The following is a 16176-nucleotide window of genomic DNA, read 5'->3' as shown; positions in this document are numbered from 1 at the left end:
TATCCATGCTGGCGATTTTCATGTCCTCATTTGTAATTCAATTTAGCCAAAAAGGGAATCGCCAATATAGCCACTCTTTTTCACGCCTGGTAAACAAGCGAACATGGCACTGCCCCTGTGAACGATATATTCGTTGAGCTTATCATTTTTCGCCAGTCGCTCCTGTATGGGAATGAATTGTTTACTTGGGTTTCGCTGATAACAAATGAATAGCAGGCCGGCATTGAAGCTTCCTGTTTTGGGATCCATTCCATCTGCATATGAATAGGGACGCCGCAGTATCTTTGCTTTTCCGTCCCCCCTGGATAGACTTATATGCGAATCTTCTGGAATGATCCGATTTCCATTTGGGTCTTTAGCTTTCAGATCAACGCTATCAAACTCATTCTTCATTCCTAGTGGAGCTCCACTGTCTCGATGGCGGCCAAACGTATTTTCTTGTTCTTTCAATATTGTGCGGTCCCAAACTTCAATGTACATCTGGATTCGGCGCACCACCATGTAACTGCCTCCAACAAGCCAGTCAGGTCCGTCCTCAGCCTTCACCCAGACATGCTCATTCATTTCACTGTCATTATTCGTATCCGGATTGACAGTCCCATCCTTAAACCCGAATAAGTTCCGCGGTGTCGTTTTTTGTGTATCGGCTTGCTTAGTTCGTTGAAACCCTGTCTGTGCCCAATGAATGATCGTTTTGCCTCTTCCGATTCTCACTAAGTTCCGAACGGCATGAAAAGCCACTTGAAGATCATCTGCACATGCTTGAATACAAATATCCCCGCCGCTCCATTCATCTTCTAACGCATCTAAAGGGAATTTGGGCAGGTCCTTTAATTCAGCAGGTCTTTTCGATTTCAAGCCAAATCGATCTTTGCCATCCTTCGAAAATAGGGTCGGACCCACTCCAAAAGTGATCGTTAAATTGGAAGGTGATAATTCTTTCGCTTCCCCCGTATCTTTTGGGGGCATATTCGTATTAAGAGATGCTTCACCAATCAAATTTCCCGCTGTCATCTGAGCCGCAGCCTCTGTCCAATCTTTAAACAACTGGATTAAGTCGGACCTTTTTTCTGTGGTTACTTCCAATGATGCGAAATAAAGGTTATCTTGCGCTTCAGTGGTGATACCAGCTTGATGCGCTCCATAAAAAGGAACAATATCCTTAGTTTGTCCCTTTGCCTCTTGTTCAGTAAGAGAAAGCAGCCCTCCAAATCCAGATGCTCCTATCACGACTCCGATTCCACCGACCCCTGCCGTTTTCAACACATTTCGACGACTCACCTTTTTTGTAAAAAGCCCGGTTGCATCTTTCGGCGTATTTTCTTTCAATTATGATTCCTCCGTTACAATCCCTATTTGCGAAAGTGGTTCAGCTAATGCATCAATTGCTTGGCTTAACTCTTTGACTTCAGATTCTTTTAAATCCGTATATGAGATGTAGCCATTCCCATCTTTATGCTTTTCAAGCAAACCGTATACATCGTCAAAACGTTGTTGGATTTCCGCAGCAAGCTTCGCATCCTTTTCTTTTAGCGCAGGAGTAAGCAGTTCATAGATCTTTTCTGCACCTTGAACATTTGCAACGAAATCATATAAATCGGTATGGGAGTATCGGTCCTCTTCTCCTGTAACCTTACTGGTAGAAACTTCATTCAATAAATCCACCGCACCCGTGATCAACAAATCAGGTGTTACCTTAACCGTTTCAACTTTGGCTCGAAGCAAATTGACATCACTCATTAATTGATCTGCATACTTTTCGTATCCCTTTGTTGTATTTTCTTGCCATAGCCCCATTTCAATCCGATGATAACCGCCCCATTCTGCATCTTTGACATCCCCTTCACGCGCATCGATTTTGGGATCAAGATCCCCAAATACTTCAGCGATGGGTTCCGCTCTCTCATAATGCATGCGGGCTGGTGCGTATATCTCCTTCGCTTTTTCAATATCACCGGAAGATACTGCCGTAGTGAATTCTTCCGTTGCGTTCACGAACTCTTCTATTTCACCAATCGCATATTCCCGGTACTCGCTAGATACATCATCAAGCTTACTCGCACTAGCTTCTTTGGCGTTATCGTCGGCCGGCTTGGCTTCTTCCTTTTCCTGCGCACAGCCAAATAATAGGCTGGTTGATAGTAAGACTGCTAATGACGCCTTTGCTTTCTTCATTTTGTATTCTCCCTTTGAAATGATTTGTAGATTCATATTAGCAGATACTGATAATCATTATCAATATATATTTTAATGGAAACGTGACAAATTCATTCTCTTTATAAAAATTCAACTATATCCCTTTTGCTTTCGTAGGATAAGTAGCTCCCAGCTGGCTAAAAATAAAAAAGGCAGCCTACATATCAGCTACCTTTCACGCTCACTCATTAACTTGTCATTTTCTTTGTCCATGATTTTTGTGATATCCTCCACAAATTGATTGATCAATATTAGCTCTTGCTCATTATAAGCGGAGCATAACTCCTTGGTGGCCATAGAGAGCGATTGATAGTGCGATTTAATCTGTTCCTGCCTTTCGGGTATCGGTGCAATCATTACCCGTCTTCCGTCCAATTGATCTCGTTCTCTTTTAACATAACCGGATTTCTCAAGGCGATTGATCAGTGCTGTAACCGATCCCGTGCTCAATCCTGTAATCTTGGATAATTCACCAGCGGTAATCGGTCCTGTTTCATTCAATATTTCAGCACTCTTTAAGTCCGTATGGGACACCCCTATTTTATGGGCCATATTTTGTTGAAATAAAACGGATCTCATTCCATACCGCTGCAATCTGTGTGTTAAACTCTCTAACAGTGCTGCATTCACCCTATTAACGCTTGACATAAAATGCCACCCCTTTTACACTTAAATTTATCTTGATTTTCAAGATAAATGTTTTGTTTCATCTTAACGTTTACCCTTCAACCATGTAAAGGGAATTCATGAGCTGGTTGATACGAAGGAGGAAAATAAATGAACGTTCAAAAAAAACAAAAATTCATTGTTGCCGGTTTACTATTGGGTATCTTGATGTCAGCAATGGATAATACGATTGTTGCGACTGCAATGGGAACGATCGTTTCTGATTTAGGTGGATTCGATAAGTTTGTATGGGTGACATCTGCCTATATGGTCGCCACGATGGCAAGTATGCCGATATTCGGAAAGCTTTCCGACATGTATGGAAGAAAGAGGTTTTTTATTTTTGGACTTATAGTCTTTTTAATCGGTTCCGCTTTATGTGGCATGGCTCAGAGCATCGTGCAGTTAAGTATCTTCCGTGCAATCCAAGGGATAGGCGGAGGCGCTTTGATGCCTATAGCCTTTACGATCATTTTTGATATTTTCCCACCTGAAAAACGCGGAAAATTAACTGGCCTATTCGGCGCTGTATTTGGGGCATCAAGCGTATTGGGACCACTTTTAGGTGCATATATTACTGAATACTCCAGCTGGCACTGGATTTTCTACGTCAATGTTCCGATTGGGATCATTTCTTTATTTTTCATCTGGAATTATTACAAGGAGTCACCCAACACCCAAGAGCAAAAAATTGATTGGGGTGGCGCAGCAACTCTCGTCATTGCGGTTATCAGCTTAATGTTCGCTCTCGAACTGGGCGGGGAGTATGGCTGGAGTTCCTCTCCTATCATAGGTCTGTTTGCCAGTTTTGTGGTTTTCTTCGTTTCATTTTTCTTTTTCGAAAAAAGAGCTAAAGATCCAATCATTTCATTATGGCTATTTAAAAGGCAATTATTTGCCACTTCTCAGATTTTAGCCATTCTTTATGGCGGTACATTCATTATTTTAACCGTCTATATTCCGATTTTCGTGCAGGCAGTTTACGGTGGTTCCGCAACAAATGCCGGATTGATCCTAACTCCCATGATGCTTGGTTCTGTATTCGGCAGTGCAGTTGGCGGGATATTCAATACAAAGACAAGCTTTCGCAACTTAATGACGATTTCCGTCATCTGTTATTTTGCAGGTATGCTTTTATTAGGGACCATCACCCCTGATACCAGCAGGACTTTATTAACTTTGTACATGATTTTGACTGGATTTGGCATGGGCTTTTCCTTCTCCCTTTTGCCTATTGCGTCCATTCACAACTTGGAACCTAGATTCCGGGGGTCGGCCAACTCAACAAACTCATTCCTCCGTTCTTTTGGGATGACACTCGGTGTAACGATTTATGGAGCGATTCAGAACAATGTATTCACAAGTAAAATGACGGATGCGTTTAAAGGAATGCAAAGGGGTCCGGATACAGCCGGGTTGATGGAGGACCCACGACAGCTCTTCCAATCGGACGCACGTGCCGAAATTCCGGACCTTATCCTGGATAAAATCGTTCATGCGATGTCCGATTCGATATCATTGATATTCACCTTGGCTCTCATTCCGATCGGTCTTGCAGCAATCACTGTGTTCTTTATGGGAAAAACAAGAGTGGAAACACCTTCGAAAGAGGAATCATTACAATAAATAAAAGCGCTGGAATTCCAGCGCTTTTTGTTTTTCTATATAGGAGGTAAAGTTTGCCGAAAAATCATTCCACTACTAAAATATAAGTAACACATTCACATACCGAGGTGAGAAGTTTGAAGATCGTATGTTTTGGAGACAGTTTAACCAGAGGCATTTCTTATGTTAAGGGCCGCCTTCGCATTATTAAAGAAAATTATCCGAACTCTTTAGCTAAGCTAACAGAATCTTTGCCATTCGTGGAAGTATTGAATAAAGGGGTTTTCAATGACAATTCCGACCTGTTGGTTAGCCGGATCGAGAAAGACGTCATGTCGGAAAATCCCGATATCGTATTAATAGAGGTCGGTGGAAACGACTGTAACTTCCATTGGGACGAAGTAGCCAAGAATCCAGAAGGTGACCATGAGCCTATCGTTCCAATCGAACGCTATCTGGAAAATATCACACAACTTGTCAAGCAGGTTCAGGACAAGCATGTAACACCTTTCCTTTTAACTCTCCCACCGCTGGATCCTGCCAGGTATTACAGAGCTATCGCTGATAAGTTCGGTCATTCGATCGGGCATTTCGTTTCACATGTCGGCGGTATTGAACATTGGCATGGGATGTATAATCGCCAATTGAAAAACCTTGCAGAGGAACTAAAGGTGCCTTTGATTGATGTCCGTTCCTATATTAAATCCTCCGGCGACTTGGATCGCTTGATTAGCGATGATGGCATCCACCTCACTTCCGAAGGGTACCAGCAAATGAGCATGGCCATATTCAGTGATTTACAGAAGCATATGGCAGAGGAAATACTTCCTCAGCCTTAAAACAGTAAAAAGGCAAAGCATGGCGCTTTGCCTTTTTGGGTTTTACAGACTTTTCACTTCCACGTTTTCCGGGAGCTTGAAAGGGTTCTCGGTATTGATCCGGTCATAAAACATCATCCCGTTTAAATGATCTAACTCATGTTGAAACACGATTGCAGCAAAGCCCTTCAGCCGCATCTCTATTTCCTCACCATTACCATCCACCGCTTTAATTTTAACTCGTTCATAACGCGGTACATATCCTTTAATATCACGGTCGACAGAAAGGCAGCCTTCACTTTGAGGTAAATAGATCATTGTCGCAGAATGACTGATAATTTTCGGATTCACAAGGGCATATTCAAACAGCTTCCCCTTTTCGTCTGGAAAATACATGACGAACATGCGTTTATTCAAGCCTATCTGATTGGCAGACAACCCAACGCCTTCACGCAAATTGTACTTCTTTTGGAGTTTTGGGTCCTGGCTATTTTTCAGGTATTGCATCATGCATTCCAACGTTTCACGATCTTCATCCGAAATCGGCAGGCTGACTTCATCCGTTACCTGACGCAGAATTTGATCTCCTTCTCTAACGATATCCTTCATCGTAATCATATAGTCTTTTATAAATTTACTCATAGAACTTCACACACTCTTCTACCATTTTATTTTTTCATGACTTAGACCATTTCACTTTAGCATTTCGCATTTAAAAAGTCTAATATGCAGGTTAGATAAACATCGGACTTTATCCTTTGAATTTTCATAATAAATGGTATTTTTAGATTTTAACATTATTTACCTAAATTTTAAGGTATAAAGACCTATAGATTACACGTTTAAAAATTTTATACTGGATATATACTCTTAAAGGAGATGAAATATTGAACTCTAACTCTAAATTAGTTTCGAAGTTACTGCCGTTCTTGACGGCTTTCATTGTGATAATTGCTGGAATCAGTTGGTATGTTGTTACTCAGTCAAAGGATATGGTCATTCCTTTTTCTTCCGTAGAAAAGACGATTAAAGCTCAAAATGGAGCCCTTGTCACCATTGAAGAAAAAATGAATGGCACTCTTCACATCTCCACACCAGATGGAGAATACGTTTCTAATATCCCTCCCAACAGTCAAATGATCAATAAACTTGTCGAAACTTATAACGTTCAATATTCTTTTTCATCAACTAATAAATCAGCATTATGGATTTTAGGCGGATTAATGGCAGCTCTCGTTGCAACCGCTGTAATTATACAGAAAAGATCAAAAGGCGGATTACGGGTCGGCAGCAAGAAACAAAGCCTTTCCAGCCCTAAGCCTCTACCAGAGATAACCATGGATGATGTAGGCGGTTTGCAAACCGAAATCAAACAGGAAATCCTACAGACACTCACTACACTAAAGGAACCTGAACGTTCAGCTAAAATTGGAATTAAGCCGCCTCAAGGCATTTTATTATACGGCCCCCCTGGAACGGGGAAAACGTTGCTTGCACAGGCAATTGCAAAAGAGCTTGGTGCAAATTTCTTCTCGACGAGCGGTTCAGCCTTCAACGAAATGTTTGTTGGAGTCGGTGCAGCCCGTGTCCGCAGCCTTTTCCAAAATGCACGTAAGCAATCGCCTGCTGTCATATTCATCGATGAAGTGGACGCGTTGGCTGGTAAAAGGAAAGCTCATGGCGGCGAAGAAGGCGAAAAAACGTTAACTGAACTGCTTGTGCAATTGGATGGAGGCCATCCAAACGAAGGCATTTTATTCATTGCAGCGACCAACCGGAAAGATATGCTCGATGAGGCATTTCTACGTCCGGGCAGGATAGATTTCTCTTTCCAAGTTCCACTTCCAGATACCCAAGGAAGAAAGGAAATCATCAATATCCATACGAAGGGAAAGCGTCTAGCAACAGATGTACTTTCATCATTGGATGAATTGGCTGAAAGTACTTCCGGCTTCTCCGGTGCTGACTTAAGTTCTCTATTCGATACAGCCTCACGTCATGCCCTGAGGAATGAACAGGAAATGATTCGTAAACAGGATATTGACTATGCCATTGACCGTACGATTCTTGGAGCCACATCACGTACCTTGAATGATGTGGATACGAAGCGGCGTGTGGCCATCCATGAAAGTGGACATGCCCTGATTGCAGCTCTGACAAAGCCAGGTTCCGTTCGAAAGGCGACCATCATTCCTCGTGGGGAAGCCCTTGGATATGTAGCGCCTATACCAAAAGAACTCCATCTGGCAACCGCCAGTGAATTGCTTGATCAAGTCAAAATGATCTTAGCAGGTGGTGTGGCTGAAAGAATGTATTTAGGGGAACACAGCATCGGTGTAGGCGGAGATGTCCAACAGGCGAAACATCTACTTGAACAAATGGTCGATACCGGAATGCTTCAAGACGGATTTACCCTCACCTTTAATAAAGGCGAGAGAGAGCAAAGGATGCAGGAATTATTCACTAAAGCGATTCAGGAAACGGAAATGTTGATTGATTCGAATCGCCAACAGTATGAAGAGCTCGTTGAAGAGTTATTGAAAAAAGAGACACTAGAGGGATCAGAAGTTCAGCGTATCGTTGATGCTTCAGAAATAACCACCATATGCTCGAATGCATAACGTGTTTAAAAGACTAATATTATGTTTAGAGCCTGTTCTAATCGAACAGGCTCTTTTTTATATATGGTAGTGAGCCGCAAAGCCAATCTTTAATTAATATTATGTAGGCAGTCCCTTTCCTGGCTAGAAAAATGAAAGGGAGGTCACTGGCAAAATCACCGTTATCCGCTTCTCACCTGTTTTACATCAAGGGATTTAGCCATATGCTGTTTCGGTATCTTGGCCTTAAAATCATCCTTTTTCAAACGCATCGCAAATAATAGGGCTATGACGAGCAAAGCTACAGAACCGAGGAGAGCAAATTGATAGGAAGTTAAATTAACATGCTGCTCCCCATTCGGTCCTATCGAGCTAGTGCCCACTGCCCCCAGAATGCTGGCTAGGATGGCTACACCAATGGCAGAGCCAATCCGGTTTTGGACATTGAACAATGTAGCCGCCATTCCCATCGAAGCCGAGTTGATATTGGTGAAAGTGGAAAACTGTACGGCCACAACAGTATGTCCCAAACATATACCGACGCTAAATAATAAGGCACGAAGAAACCAGGGGTTGGCTGTCGGCCCGACAATGCTAATCAATGTATAAATGATGATTGTGCCAAGCAGCCCTATCCGGATCACCTGATGTATGCCCAGTTTCTTCGTAGTCCAAGGCATCATCCGGGAGGCCACCATCAAACCTATAGCTTCCGGGAAAGTCGTCAGCCCGCTTTCTAAAGCCGAAGCATGAAGCGAACTTTGATACATTAACGGGAACACGAAGAGCATCCCCAATAAGCCCGCCATTGAAAATAATGAAATGATGCCCAATGTCCGAAACAATCGATCGGATAATAAACGCAAATCAAGCATCGGTTCGTTAACACGCAGCTCCAATAGAATAAATGAGCAAACAAGAATTACACCGATACAACCTGTATACATAATCACTGGGGAGTCCCATCCTTTAGATGGTCCTAAGCTCATTGCATACATCAACATGGAAAAGCCTGCAGCTGACATTAAAAATCCTGGAAGGTCCAACCTGCCAGCAGTTGGCTCTTTATGTTCTTTTAAAAGCCATACACCTAATAAAAGGACCATAATTCCGAAAGGCACATTTATATAAAATGCCCAACGCCAAGACAGCTGCTCAGCAAGGAATCCACCAACAATCGGACCAACAGCTGGTGCGAATGCAATGGGGAGCACAAGGGAACGGGAAACCTTTGGGCGTTCTTCAGCAGAGAACGTTCTAAATAATATGGCCATTCCAACTGGTGTCAGGATCCCGCCTCCTGCCCCCTGCAAAACCCTGAACAAGTTCAAGGTTTGTAGATTATTAGCGAATCCGCATAAAAAGGAGGCTGCCGTAAAGACACCCAATGCCATCAAGAAGATTTTCTTGGTTCCAAAACGATCCCCAAGCCAACCAGCTACCGGAAGGAATACAGCCAGGCTTACTAAATATCCAACATTAATGCCACTGGCTGAAGAGGGATCAAGGTTAAATTCATTACTGATCGTTGGCAAGATCACATTGACAATCGTCCCGTCCATCGAAACCATGAACATCGCTATGACATAAACGATGCTCACTACTATTTTAGGGTCTAACTGTATCTTGGATTTCACTGTGTTCCATCACTGCTGGCAACTAGTTTTAAACTATTGGGCAGCAAATCCATCCATTTTTTGTTGATGCATTTCCAGCAATCCTCTCGATATATCACGGACCAGCCTTCTGGAATAACCAAAAATTCGGGCCAAATGGAATGCCGACCTTCTTCATTTATAAATTCATTGTAGATGCCATTTTCATTCACGAAACGGTTGGTCATCAGTTATTGTCCTCCTTCATAATTTTTCAAATTCTTGATAGTGAATGTTTGTTAGCAATCTCCTAGCCAATTTCAGCACGCTGCATTTACAACTAATAATGATAATCGTTATCAACTGTAATCTACAGGTAATGATATATATTTATAACTTAATGGTCAAGTGCCTTCCATGGATTTACTGAGAAGGACCTATTCCTTACAAGGTACATTTCTCTTCAAAGCAAAACGTAAGGCCCTGTTAATCAAAGGTGGCAAGACTGAAAGATGCCCTTCCCCTTCAAACTCCTTGAATTGAACATTCACTCCGCTATCCTTCAAAGATAATCTTTTTGATAATTCCAAAGCATTTTCGTTCATGCCGCTTTTATGGGTGCCTTCCAGCTCCCCCACGCCAAGCATTAAGGAAATATGACCATTTCCTTGATTCAATCGGAAAAGAAAACTATCCTCCTCCTCACGGAACCACTTTTTGTTCCAATGGAGAGATGGGCTCCCAGCTATATATGTTTGGAAAGCATACGGATTTTCAAAAAGAACATATAAAGTGAAAAGGCCACCAAGGGAATGCCCGAAGAGCGTTTGGCTATTGTGATCGACCTTAAATCTTTTACCGATTTCCGGTTTTAAATCCTCTTCTATGAATTTCAGAAAGTTTTCCGCTCCTCCATGCGAAGGCCATGGACTTCCGTCTGGTCTTACAGGTAACTCGCTAACCGCAACGGGCAGAGTGAAATCATAATAACGTTCAGAAGAAAATGGTGCATTGGTGGCATACCCAATACCCACAATGATGGCGGGAACCACCCCTGACTTTTCCGGCCGGCGAGATTGCAATCGTACCGCCTCAACCATCGTTCCAAATACAGAATTGGCATCCAGCAAATAAATGACTGGATATCCCGAGGGTGGCGGCTCTTCCAATGGCTTTGATACAAAGATTTGGTACTCACGTTTCCCAGTACTCGACTCCATGAGAAACTGTTGGGTTCCTGTTTTCACATGAAATCATAACAATGAAGGAAGGAGAAATCGTTAAAATCGGAACCCCGGGCGAAATCATTACACCAGCCGTTTTAGAAGAAGTCTTTCGTATTAATGCAAGGGTCATGATAGATCCTGCCACTGGGGCTCCCGTTTGTTTTGGTTATGACAATTTATCACAGCAAGAAGTCTATAAAGAAGCCGTTTCATCCATTTAAAAGTTGTGACTCTAAAAGTGGGTATATTTCATCAAATGATATTCCCGAATCAACTGACCCAAACCAACACCTCCAATTTCTCAGGTATGGTTTCCATCTGAATTTTATAACATAGTTGATTGGAGAGAAAGGTGCGAGACTCCTGCGGGGAAAGCGCGTCTAGGGGAGACCCCGCAAGCGAAAGCCGAGGAGGCTCCACGACCGCCCGCGGAAAGCGAGTTTCTTGAGCGGAAATCAACATCCAAATTGTACAAGCCATAAAAAAAACCGCAGGCAAACTCGCTTTTCTTTGAGTTTGTCTACAGTCTAAAGTTAAAGGGATGTCGACAAGTCGACACCCCTTTTTTTACAAATTCATAGTTTTTCCAACTGGATTATACCTGCTGTATTTTGTTTCTGAATCCCTGCCTTTTGTAATTTCACTGCCGTTCCCTCAGGTAAGTTAGTGAATATAATAGGAGTGACCGTAGATGGAGCATTCCGCTTTATGAAATCTAAATCAATTTCCAAAAGAGGTGTTCCTTTTGTTATCCTTTGACCTTCTTGCACAAGAGATGTAAACCCTTCTCCATTTAATTTAACTGTATCTAAGCCAACATGGATCAGAATTTCCAGACCATTATCCATTTTCAATCCCAGTGCATGATTTGTCGGGAAGATACTTAGCACTTCCCCATCGATTGGGGATACTAGTTTTCCATTGACTGGCTCGATAGCAAAGCCATCCCCCATCATTTTCATCGCAAACACTTGATCGGGAACTTGTTCTATCGGTATCACGGTTCCTTCAATCGGAAGGACAAAGTCATTTGCACCCAAAGCTTGGTTCTCTTCCACTCTTTCCTCTGCCACTTGTGCAGATGGACCTGTTTTCACTTGGCTTGGATCGACGCCATTCTTGACAAGTTGTTTCATTGCATTTGCAACGAATTCAACATTCGTTCCAACAATGACTTGCACACTCGATTTATTCAACTTCATGACACCGCGAGCACCATGCCTTTTTAAGGCGGCTTCATTCACATTTCCTGAATCGGCCACTTGTAAACGTAAGCGTGTTGCACAGTTATCAATTAGCTTTATATTCTCTTTACCGCCAAGATCTTGAATGAAAAGCGATCCCATATCGGTATATTTATCCCCTGTTTTCACAATAGTTTCTTCTTCCACTTCTTCTTCATCGTCTTCACGGCCAGGTGTTTTTAAATCCATGATCTTGATGACAAAATAGAAAATCACGAAGTAAACTGCCGCGTAAACCAATCCAATTGGTATTAACCAAAGTGGTTTTTGCGCAATACCAAAGTTCAAGAAATAATCAATGGCTCCTGCGGAGAATCCAAAACCATGATGGATATCCAATATAACGGCGAGTGCCAGAGAGACACCTGTTAAAAGGGCATGTATTACATATAATACTGGTGCGATGAACATGAACAGAAATTCAATCGGTTCAGTTATTCCTGTTAAGAAAGAAGTGAAAGCTAACCCAACAAGCATCCCCGTCACCAATTTACGTTTCTCTTTCTTAGCAGCTGCGATCATTGCTAATGCTGCTGCTGGAAGACCGAACATCATGATCGGGAAAAAGCCGGTCATGAAGGGACCAGCTGTCGGGTCCCCTGCGAAGAAACGATTTATATCACCTGTCGCTCCATTGTATTCACCAAAAACGAACCAAACCATACTATTCAAGACATGATGCAATCCTACTGGAAGCAATAAGCGATTCAATACGCCGAATACGCCGGCACCCAATGCCCCTGCACCTGTAATCCAGTCTCCAACACTATTGATTACGTCTTGAATCGGCGGCCAAACAAAACCGAATATTCCCGCAAGTATAATCATCGCAAGCGAAGTGATGATCGGGACGAATCGTTTCCCTGAAAAGAATCCAAGCCATTCTGGGAGTCTTATGTCGGAGTATCTATTATATAGAAGAGCGGCAACTATACCTGATATAATACCGCCTAAAACAGCCATGTTAATATCTTCATTAATCGCTTTTGTACCATTCGTTAAAACAAAGTAACCAACAAGACCTGCCAATGCCGCAGCACCGCTTCCATCTTTGGATAATCCAATCGCTATACCTAAAGCGAACAATATGGCAAGGTTATCAAAAATAGCTTGTCCCGAGGCAGCCATAAATGGAATATCAAGTAAATCAGGTTGCCCTAAACGAAGCAATAAAGCCGCTGCTGGCAAAACAGCAATCGGTAACATTAAAGCCTTCCCAATCTTTTGTAAAAAATTTAACATCGAACTCATCTCCCTTGTTCCTAACTTCTTTTAATTCAGCAGAACGAAAAGACGTATAAAGCGTTTTCATTTTATCAATATAATAACTTTTCTTTGGCTTATACTAGCACAGAAAATATATAGATGTCTATACCAATTTACTTGAAAACATACTATTTTCTTCGAAAATAAAGCAAAAATATCTTTTTTATTCATGATACACCCTAACTGGTCTAGACAACCTTTAATAAAAACGATAAAATGAGGGCAAAATATATGAGACCATTTCATGACTCATTCATTAAGTTTTACTTTCATAAAGGAGATTATGTATGAAAACATTCATTATTAATAATCTAACAGTTCATAGCGAAAAGGAAACATACCAAAATGGGTATATTAAATTCGTGGATGGAAAAATTGCCGAAGTTGGTCCAGTCAGCCAATACAAACAGGACGATGATGCCAAGGTAATTACTCTTTCACCGGATTATCAGGTAATTCCGGGTGCGATTGACATTCATATTCACGGAGCATCCAATTCCGATGCAATGGATGCCACACATGAAGCTTTATCCACAATGGCAGAGACTCTTCCTAAAGAAGGAACCACCAGCTTTCTGGCCACTACAATGACTCAATCTACCCAAGCCATTGAATCAGCACTTCTTAATGCTGGTAAATATATCGAAAATCAAACACAAGAACACGCTGAAATAGTTGGGATCCATTTAGAAGGTCCTTTCATTTCACCGGTCCGTAAAGGAGCACAGCCTGAAGAGCATATCGTTGACCCTGATGTCACTCTATTTAAAAGGTGGCAGGAAATGGCCGAAAATCAAATCAAGCTTGTAACGCTTGCTCCTGAACAACCAAACGGATTAGATCTTGCCGCTCACTTAAGGGAAACTGGCGTCGTCGCTTCCATTGGACATTCAGATGCAACATATGACCAAATTGATGAAGCAATCCAAGCAGGGACTACCCACGTTACACATCTTTATAATGGGATGCGGGGACTCCATCACCGCGAACCTGGTGTTTTGGGAGCTGCTTATCTTCGAGACGAGCTATATGTTGAACTTATTGCTGACGGCATTCACTGCAGGCCGGAAATGGTGAAGCTGGCATATAACCAAATTACCAGTGAACGCATGATTTTGATAACGGACTCGCTTCGTGCAAAATGGCTCGAAAAAGGTACCTATGATTTAGGTGGCCAGCCTGTGTATGTTAACGAAACGAAAGCAACGCTTTCAAACGGTACACTAGCCGGCAGTATATTGAAAATGAACGATGCCATAAAAAACACCTTAAAATATACCGATTGTTCCATGAGAGACATTATAAAAATGACGGCAGAAAACCCTGCCAAGCAGCTTCGAATTTTTGACAGAAAAGGAAGCATCCAAGTCGGCAAAGACGCCGATTTTGTAATATTGAATGACCGATTGGACGTTGAAATGACGTTCTGTAGAGGTAATTTAGCTTTTAAAAAGGAGAATGTATAATGAATATCATTAAAGTGCAGGACTATGAAGAAATGAGCCGGACAGCTGCTGAAATAGTAATCGGAAAAGTCAAAGGAAATCCGGATATCAAATTGGGCCTTGCAACAGGCGGTACCCCTAAAGGGATGTACGATAATATGATTGAAGATCACGTGAGCAATAATACTTCTTATGAAAATGTAACGTCTTTCAATCTTGATGAGTATATCGGCTTAAGTCCAAATGATCCAAACAGTTATCATTACTATATGGATGACTCCTTATTCACTCACATCAATATAAATAAAGAGCGCACTCACCTTCCGAATGGCACAGCCGATGACACCTCTGAAGAATGTAAACGGTATGACGAAATGATTGATTCCGTGGGAGGAATCGACCTTCAGATACTTGGTATTGGGCAAAATGGCCATATTGGTTTTAATGAACCTGGAACTTTTTTCACATCCGGTACACATGTCGTGACACTTGAAGATTCAACGCGCCAGGCAAATGCACGTTATTTCGACTCCCTAGACGAAGTTCCCACACATGCCGTTACGATGGGCATTTCAACAATCATGAAGAGTAAAGAAATTCTGCTGCTGATATCCGGTGAAGAAAAAGCCGAAACCTTAAAGAAATTGATACACGGTGACATTTCAGAGGAATTCCCTGCATCTATCCTAAAAAAACATAATAGTGTTACAATTATCGCAGACCAAAAAGCGTTATCCGGAGTGATACTTCCCTAAAAGGAGCGAAAGTCGATGATTGATAAAAACTCACCTCTTCCGATTTATTTTCAAATCGAAGAACAAATAAAAAGACAAATAGAAAACGGTGAGTTCCAAGCGCACAATGCCCTTCCATCTGAACGTGAATATGCGGAGCAGTTCGAAATTAGCCGAATGACCGTCCGGCAAGCCATAAATAACTTGGTTAATGACGGATACTTATACCGTCAAAAAGGCAGGGGTACCTTTGTTGCCGATAAAAAATTGGAGCAGCAGCTCAATGGGTTGACCAGTTTTACAGAGGATATGAAAGCCAGGGGATTAAATCCAAGCAGTAAGCTGCTGAGTTTTGAAATCATTCCAGCTGATAAGAAAATTGCCAGTGAATTGCTCATTTCCCTTCATGCACCCGTTTATGAAATAAAACGCATTCGGTTGGCTGATGATGTTCCAATGGCACTCGAGACCGTGTACATGTCTGCTAATTTAATTAAAGGGTTAACGGAAGAAATCATTAACCATTCCCTTTACCAATATGTGGAGAATTACGTAAAACTTAAAATAGATTATGCTACACAAACATTGGAATCATCGATTGCATCTGAATTAGAAGTCACCCATTTAGCGATTCCAAAGCACTCACCCATATTATTCATTCAAAGGAATACGTTCCTAATAGATGGAACTCCCCTTGAATATGTTAAATCGGCTTATCGTGCGGACAGGTATAAGTTCACTATCACCATAACCAGATAACTTGAATTTTTCGGATATAAAA

14 protein-coding genes and 1 pseudogene are annotated in these 16176 nt (G+C 41.9%); 7 read left to right on the top strand and 8 right to left on the bottom strand.

What is annotated here, in order from left to right; all coding sequences use genetic code 11:
- Nucleotides 1-42 precede the first annotated feature (42 nt).
- The 3 genes from efeB to QUF78_RS02065 form a co-directional block, all read right to left on the bottom strand.
- Nucleotides 43-1329, bottom strand: coding sequence for an iron uptake transporter deferrochelatase/peroxidase subunit (gene efeB, locus QUF78_RS02075; protein ID WP_289323394.1), 1287 nt, complete (start codon nucleotides 1327-1329; stop codon nucleotides 43-45).
- A complete protein-coding gene (gene efeO / locus QUF78_RS02070; RefSeq protein ID WP_289323393.1) occupies nucleotides 1330-2175 on the bottom strand; it encodes an iron uptake system protein EfeO in 846 nt (281 codons plus the stop codon).
- A gap of 189 nt (nucleotides 2176-2364) precedes the next feature.
- Nucleotides 2365-2844, bottom strand: a complete 480-nt coding sequence (locus tag QUF78_RS02065) for a MarR family winged helix-turn-helix transcriptional regulator (RefSeq protein ID WP_289323392.1) — start codon at nucleotides 2842-2844, stop codon at nucleotides 2365-2367.
- A 129-nt stretch (nucleotides 2845-2973) separates the two neighbouring features.
- On the opposite strand from QUF78_RS02065, the gene QUF78_RS02060 reads away from it, so the two are divergent.
- Together QUF78_RS02060 and QUF78_RS02055 are read left to right on the top strand one after the other, a co-directional pair.
- Complete coding sequence (locus QUF78_RS02060; RefSeq protein ID WP_289323391.1) at nucleotides 2974-4488, top strand: MDR family MFS transporter; 1515 nt, start codon at nucleotides 2974-2976, stop codon at nucleotides 4486-4488.
- A 116-nt stretch (nucleotides 4489-4604) separates the two neighbouring features.
- The gene (locus QUF78_RS02055; protein ID WP_289318724.1) at nucleotides 4605-5306 is read left to right on the top strand and encodes an SGNH/GDSL hydrolase family protein; all 702 of its coding nucleotides are present in this window, start codon (nucleotides 4605-4607) and stop codon (nucleotides 5304-5306) included.
- Between the two features lie 42 nt (nucleotides 5307-5348).
- Here the strand turns inward: QUF78_RS02055 and def are convergent, their stop codons facing one another.
- Nucleotides 5349-5927: a peptide deformylase gene (def, locus tag QUF78_RS02050; RefSeq protein ID WP_289323390.1), complete on the bottom strand. Its 579-nt coding sequence runs from the start codon at nucleotides 5925-5927 to the stop codon at nucleotides 5349-5351.
- Between the two features lie 245 nt (nucleotides 5928-6172).
- Here def and QUF78_RS02045 point away from each other — a divergent pair, with 245 nt between their 5' ends.
- Nucleotides 6173-7906 (top strand): AAA family ATPase, encoded by a 1734-nt coding sequence (locus tag QUF78_RS02045; protein ID WP_289323389.1) that lies wholly within the window; start codon nucleotides 6173-6175, stop codon nucleotides 7904-7906.
- A gap of 161 nt (nucleotides 7907-8067) precedes the next feature.
- On the opposite strand, the gene QUF78_RS02040 is transcribed toward QUF78_RS02045, so the two are convergent.
- The 3 genes from QUF78_RS02040 to QUF78_RS02030 all read right to left on the bottom strand — a co-directional run bounded on the left by QUF78_RS02040 (nucleotide 8068) and on the right by QUF78_RS02030 (nucleotide 10700).
- Entirely contained in the window at nucleotides 8068-9522 is a 1455-nt protein-coding gene (locus tag QUF78_RS02040) for an MDR family MFS transporter (RefSeq protein ID WP_353957885.1), read from the bottom strand.
- Entirely contained in the window at nucleotides 9519-9728 is a 210-nt protein-coding gene (locus QUF78_RS02035; RefSeq protein ID WP_289323388.1) for an MbtH family NRPS accessory protein, read from the bottom strand. The genes QUF78_RS02040 and QUF78_RS02035 overlap by 4 nt, the downstream gene beginning before the upstream one ends.
- 189 nt (nucleotides 9729-9917) lie before the next feature.
- A complete protein-coding gene (locus tag QUF78_RS02030) occupies nucleotides 9918-10700 on the bottom strand; it encodes an alpha/beta hydrolase (protein ID WP_289327211.1) in 783 nt (260 codons plus the stop codon).
- Between the two features lie 20 nt (nucleotides 10701-10720).
- On the opposite strand from QUF78_RS02030, the pseudogene QUF78_RS02025 reads away from it, so the two are divergent.
- Nucleotides 10721-10927, top strand: a pseudogene (locus QUF78_RS02025) (ABC transporter ATP-binding protein); the annotation flags it as partial.
- A gap of 354 nt (nucleotides 10928-11281) precedes the next feature.
- Here the strand turns inward: QUF78_RS02025 and nagE are convergent.
- Nucleotides 11282-13192, bottom strand: coding sequence for an N-acetylglucosamine-specific PTS transporter subunit IIBC (gene nagE, locus QUF78_RS02020; RefSeq protein WP_289323387.1), 1911 nt, complete (start codon nucleotides 13190-13192; stop codon nucleotides 11282-11284).
- Between the two features lie 311 nt (nucleotides 13193-13503).
- Here nagE and nagA point away from each other — a divergent pair, with 311 nt between their 5' ends.
- The 3 genes from nagA to QUF78_RS02005 are packed head-to-tail and all read left to right on the top strand — an operon-like array spanning nucleotide 13504 to nucleotide 16154.
- Nucleotides 13504-14682, top strand: coding sequence for an N-acetylglucosamine-6-phosphate deacetylase (gene nagA, locus QUF78_RS02015; protein ID WP_289323386.1), 1179 nt, complete (start codon nucleotides 13504-13506; stop codon nucleotides 14680-14682).
- Entirely contained in the window at nucleotides 14682-15416 is a 735-nt protein-coding gene (gene nagB / locus QUF78_RS02010; RefSeq protein ID WP_289323385.1) for a glucosamine-6-phosphate deaminase, read from the top strand. Before nagA ends, nagB begins: the two co-directional genes overlap by 1 nt.
- A 15-nt stretch (nucleotides 15417-15431) precedes the next feature.
- A complete protein-coding gene (locus QUF78_RS02005; protein WP_289323384.1) occupies nucleotides 15432-16154 on the top strand; it encodes a GntR family transcriptional regulator in 723 nt (240 codons plus the stop codon).
- Nucleotides 16155-16176 lie beyond the last annotated feature (22 nt).

This window comes from Peribacillus sp. ACCC06369, from assembly GCF_030348945.1.
In the GTDB taxonomy this organism is placed as follows: domain Bacteria; phylum Bacillota; class Bacilli; order Bacillales; family DSM-1321; genus Peribacillus.
Note: the sequence above shows the minus strand (reverse complement) of the source record. Positions and strands in the feature narration are given on the sequence as shown.

Excerpts from the sequence above, each read along its gene's own strand:
- efeO (WP_289323393.1), bottom strand. The coding sequence starts at position 2,175 with ATGAAGAAAGCAAAGGCGTCATTAGCAGTCTTACTATCAACCAGCCTA.
- QUF78_RS02065 (WP_289323392.1), bottom strand. The coding sequence starts at position 2,844 with ATGTCAAGCGTTAATAGGGTGAATGCAGCACTGTTAGAGAGTTTAACA.
- QUF78_RS02060 (WP_289323391.1), top strand. The coding sequence starts at position 2,974 with ATGAACGTTCAAAAAAAACAAAAATTCATTGTTGCCGGTTTACTATTG.
- def (WP_289323390.1), bottom strand. The coding sequence starts at position 5,927 with ATGAGTAAATTTATAAAAGACTATATGATTACGATGAAGGATATCGTT.
- QUF78_RS02035 (WP_289323388.1), bottom strand. The coding sequence starts at position 9,728 with ATGACCAACCGTTTCGTGAATGAAAATGGCATCTACAATGAATTTATA.
- QUF78_RS02030 (WP_289327211.1), bottom strand. The coding sequence starts at position 10,700 with ATGGAGTCGAGTACTGGGAAACGTGAGTACCAAATCTTTGTATCAAAG.
- nagE (WP_289323387.1), bottom strand. The coding sequence starts at position 13,192 with ATGTTAAATTTTTTACAAAAGATTGGGAAGGCTTTAATGTTACCGATT.
- nagA (WP_289323386.1), top strand. The coding sequence starts at position 13,504 with ATGAAAACATTCATTATTAATAATCTAACAGTTCATAGCGAAAAGGAA.
- nagB (WP_289323385.1), top strand. The coding sequence starts at position 14,682 with ATGAATATCATTAAAGTGCAGGACTATGAAGAAATGAGCCGGACAGCT.
- QUF78_RS02005 (WP_289323384.1), top strand. The coding sequence starts at position 15,432 with ATGATTGATAAAAACTCACCTCTTCCGATTTATTTTCAAATCGAAGAA.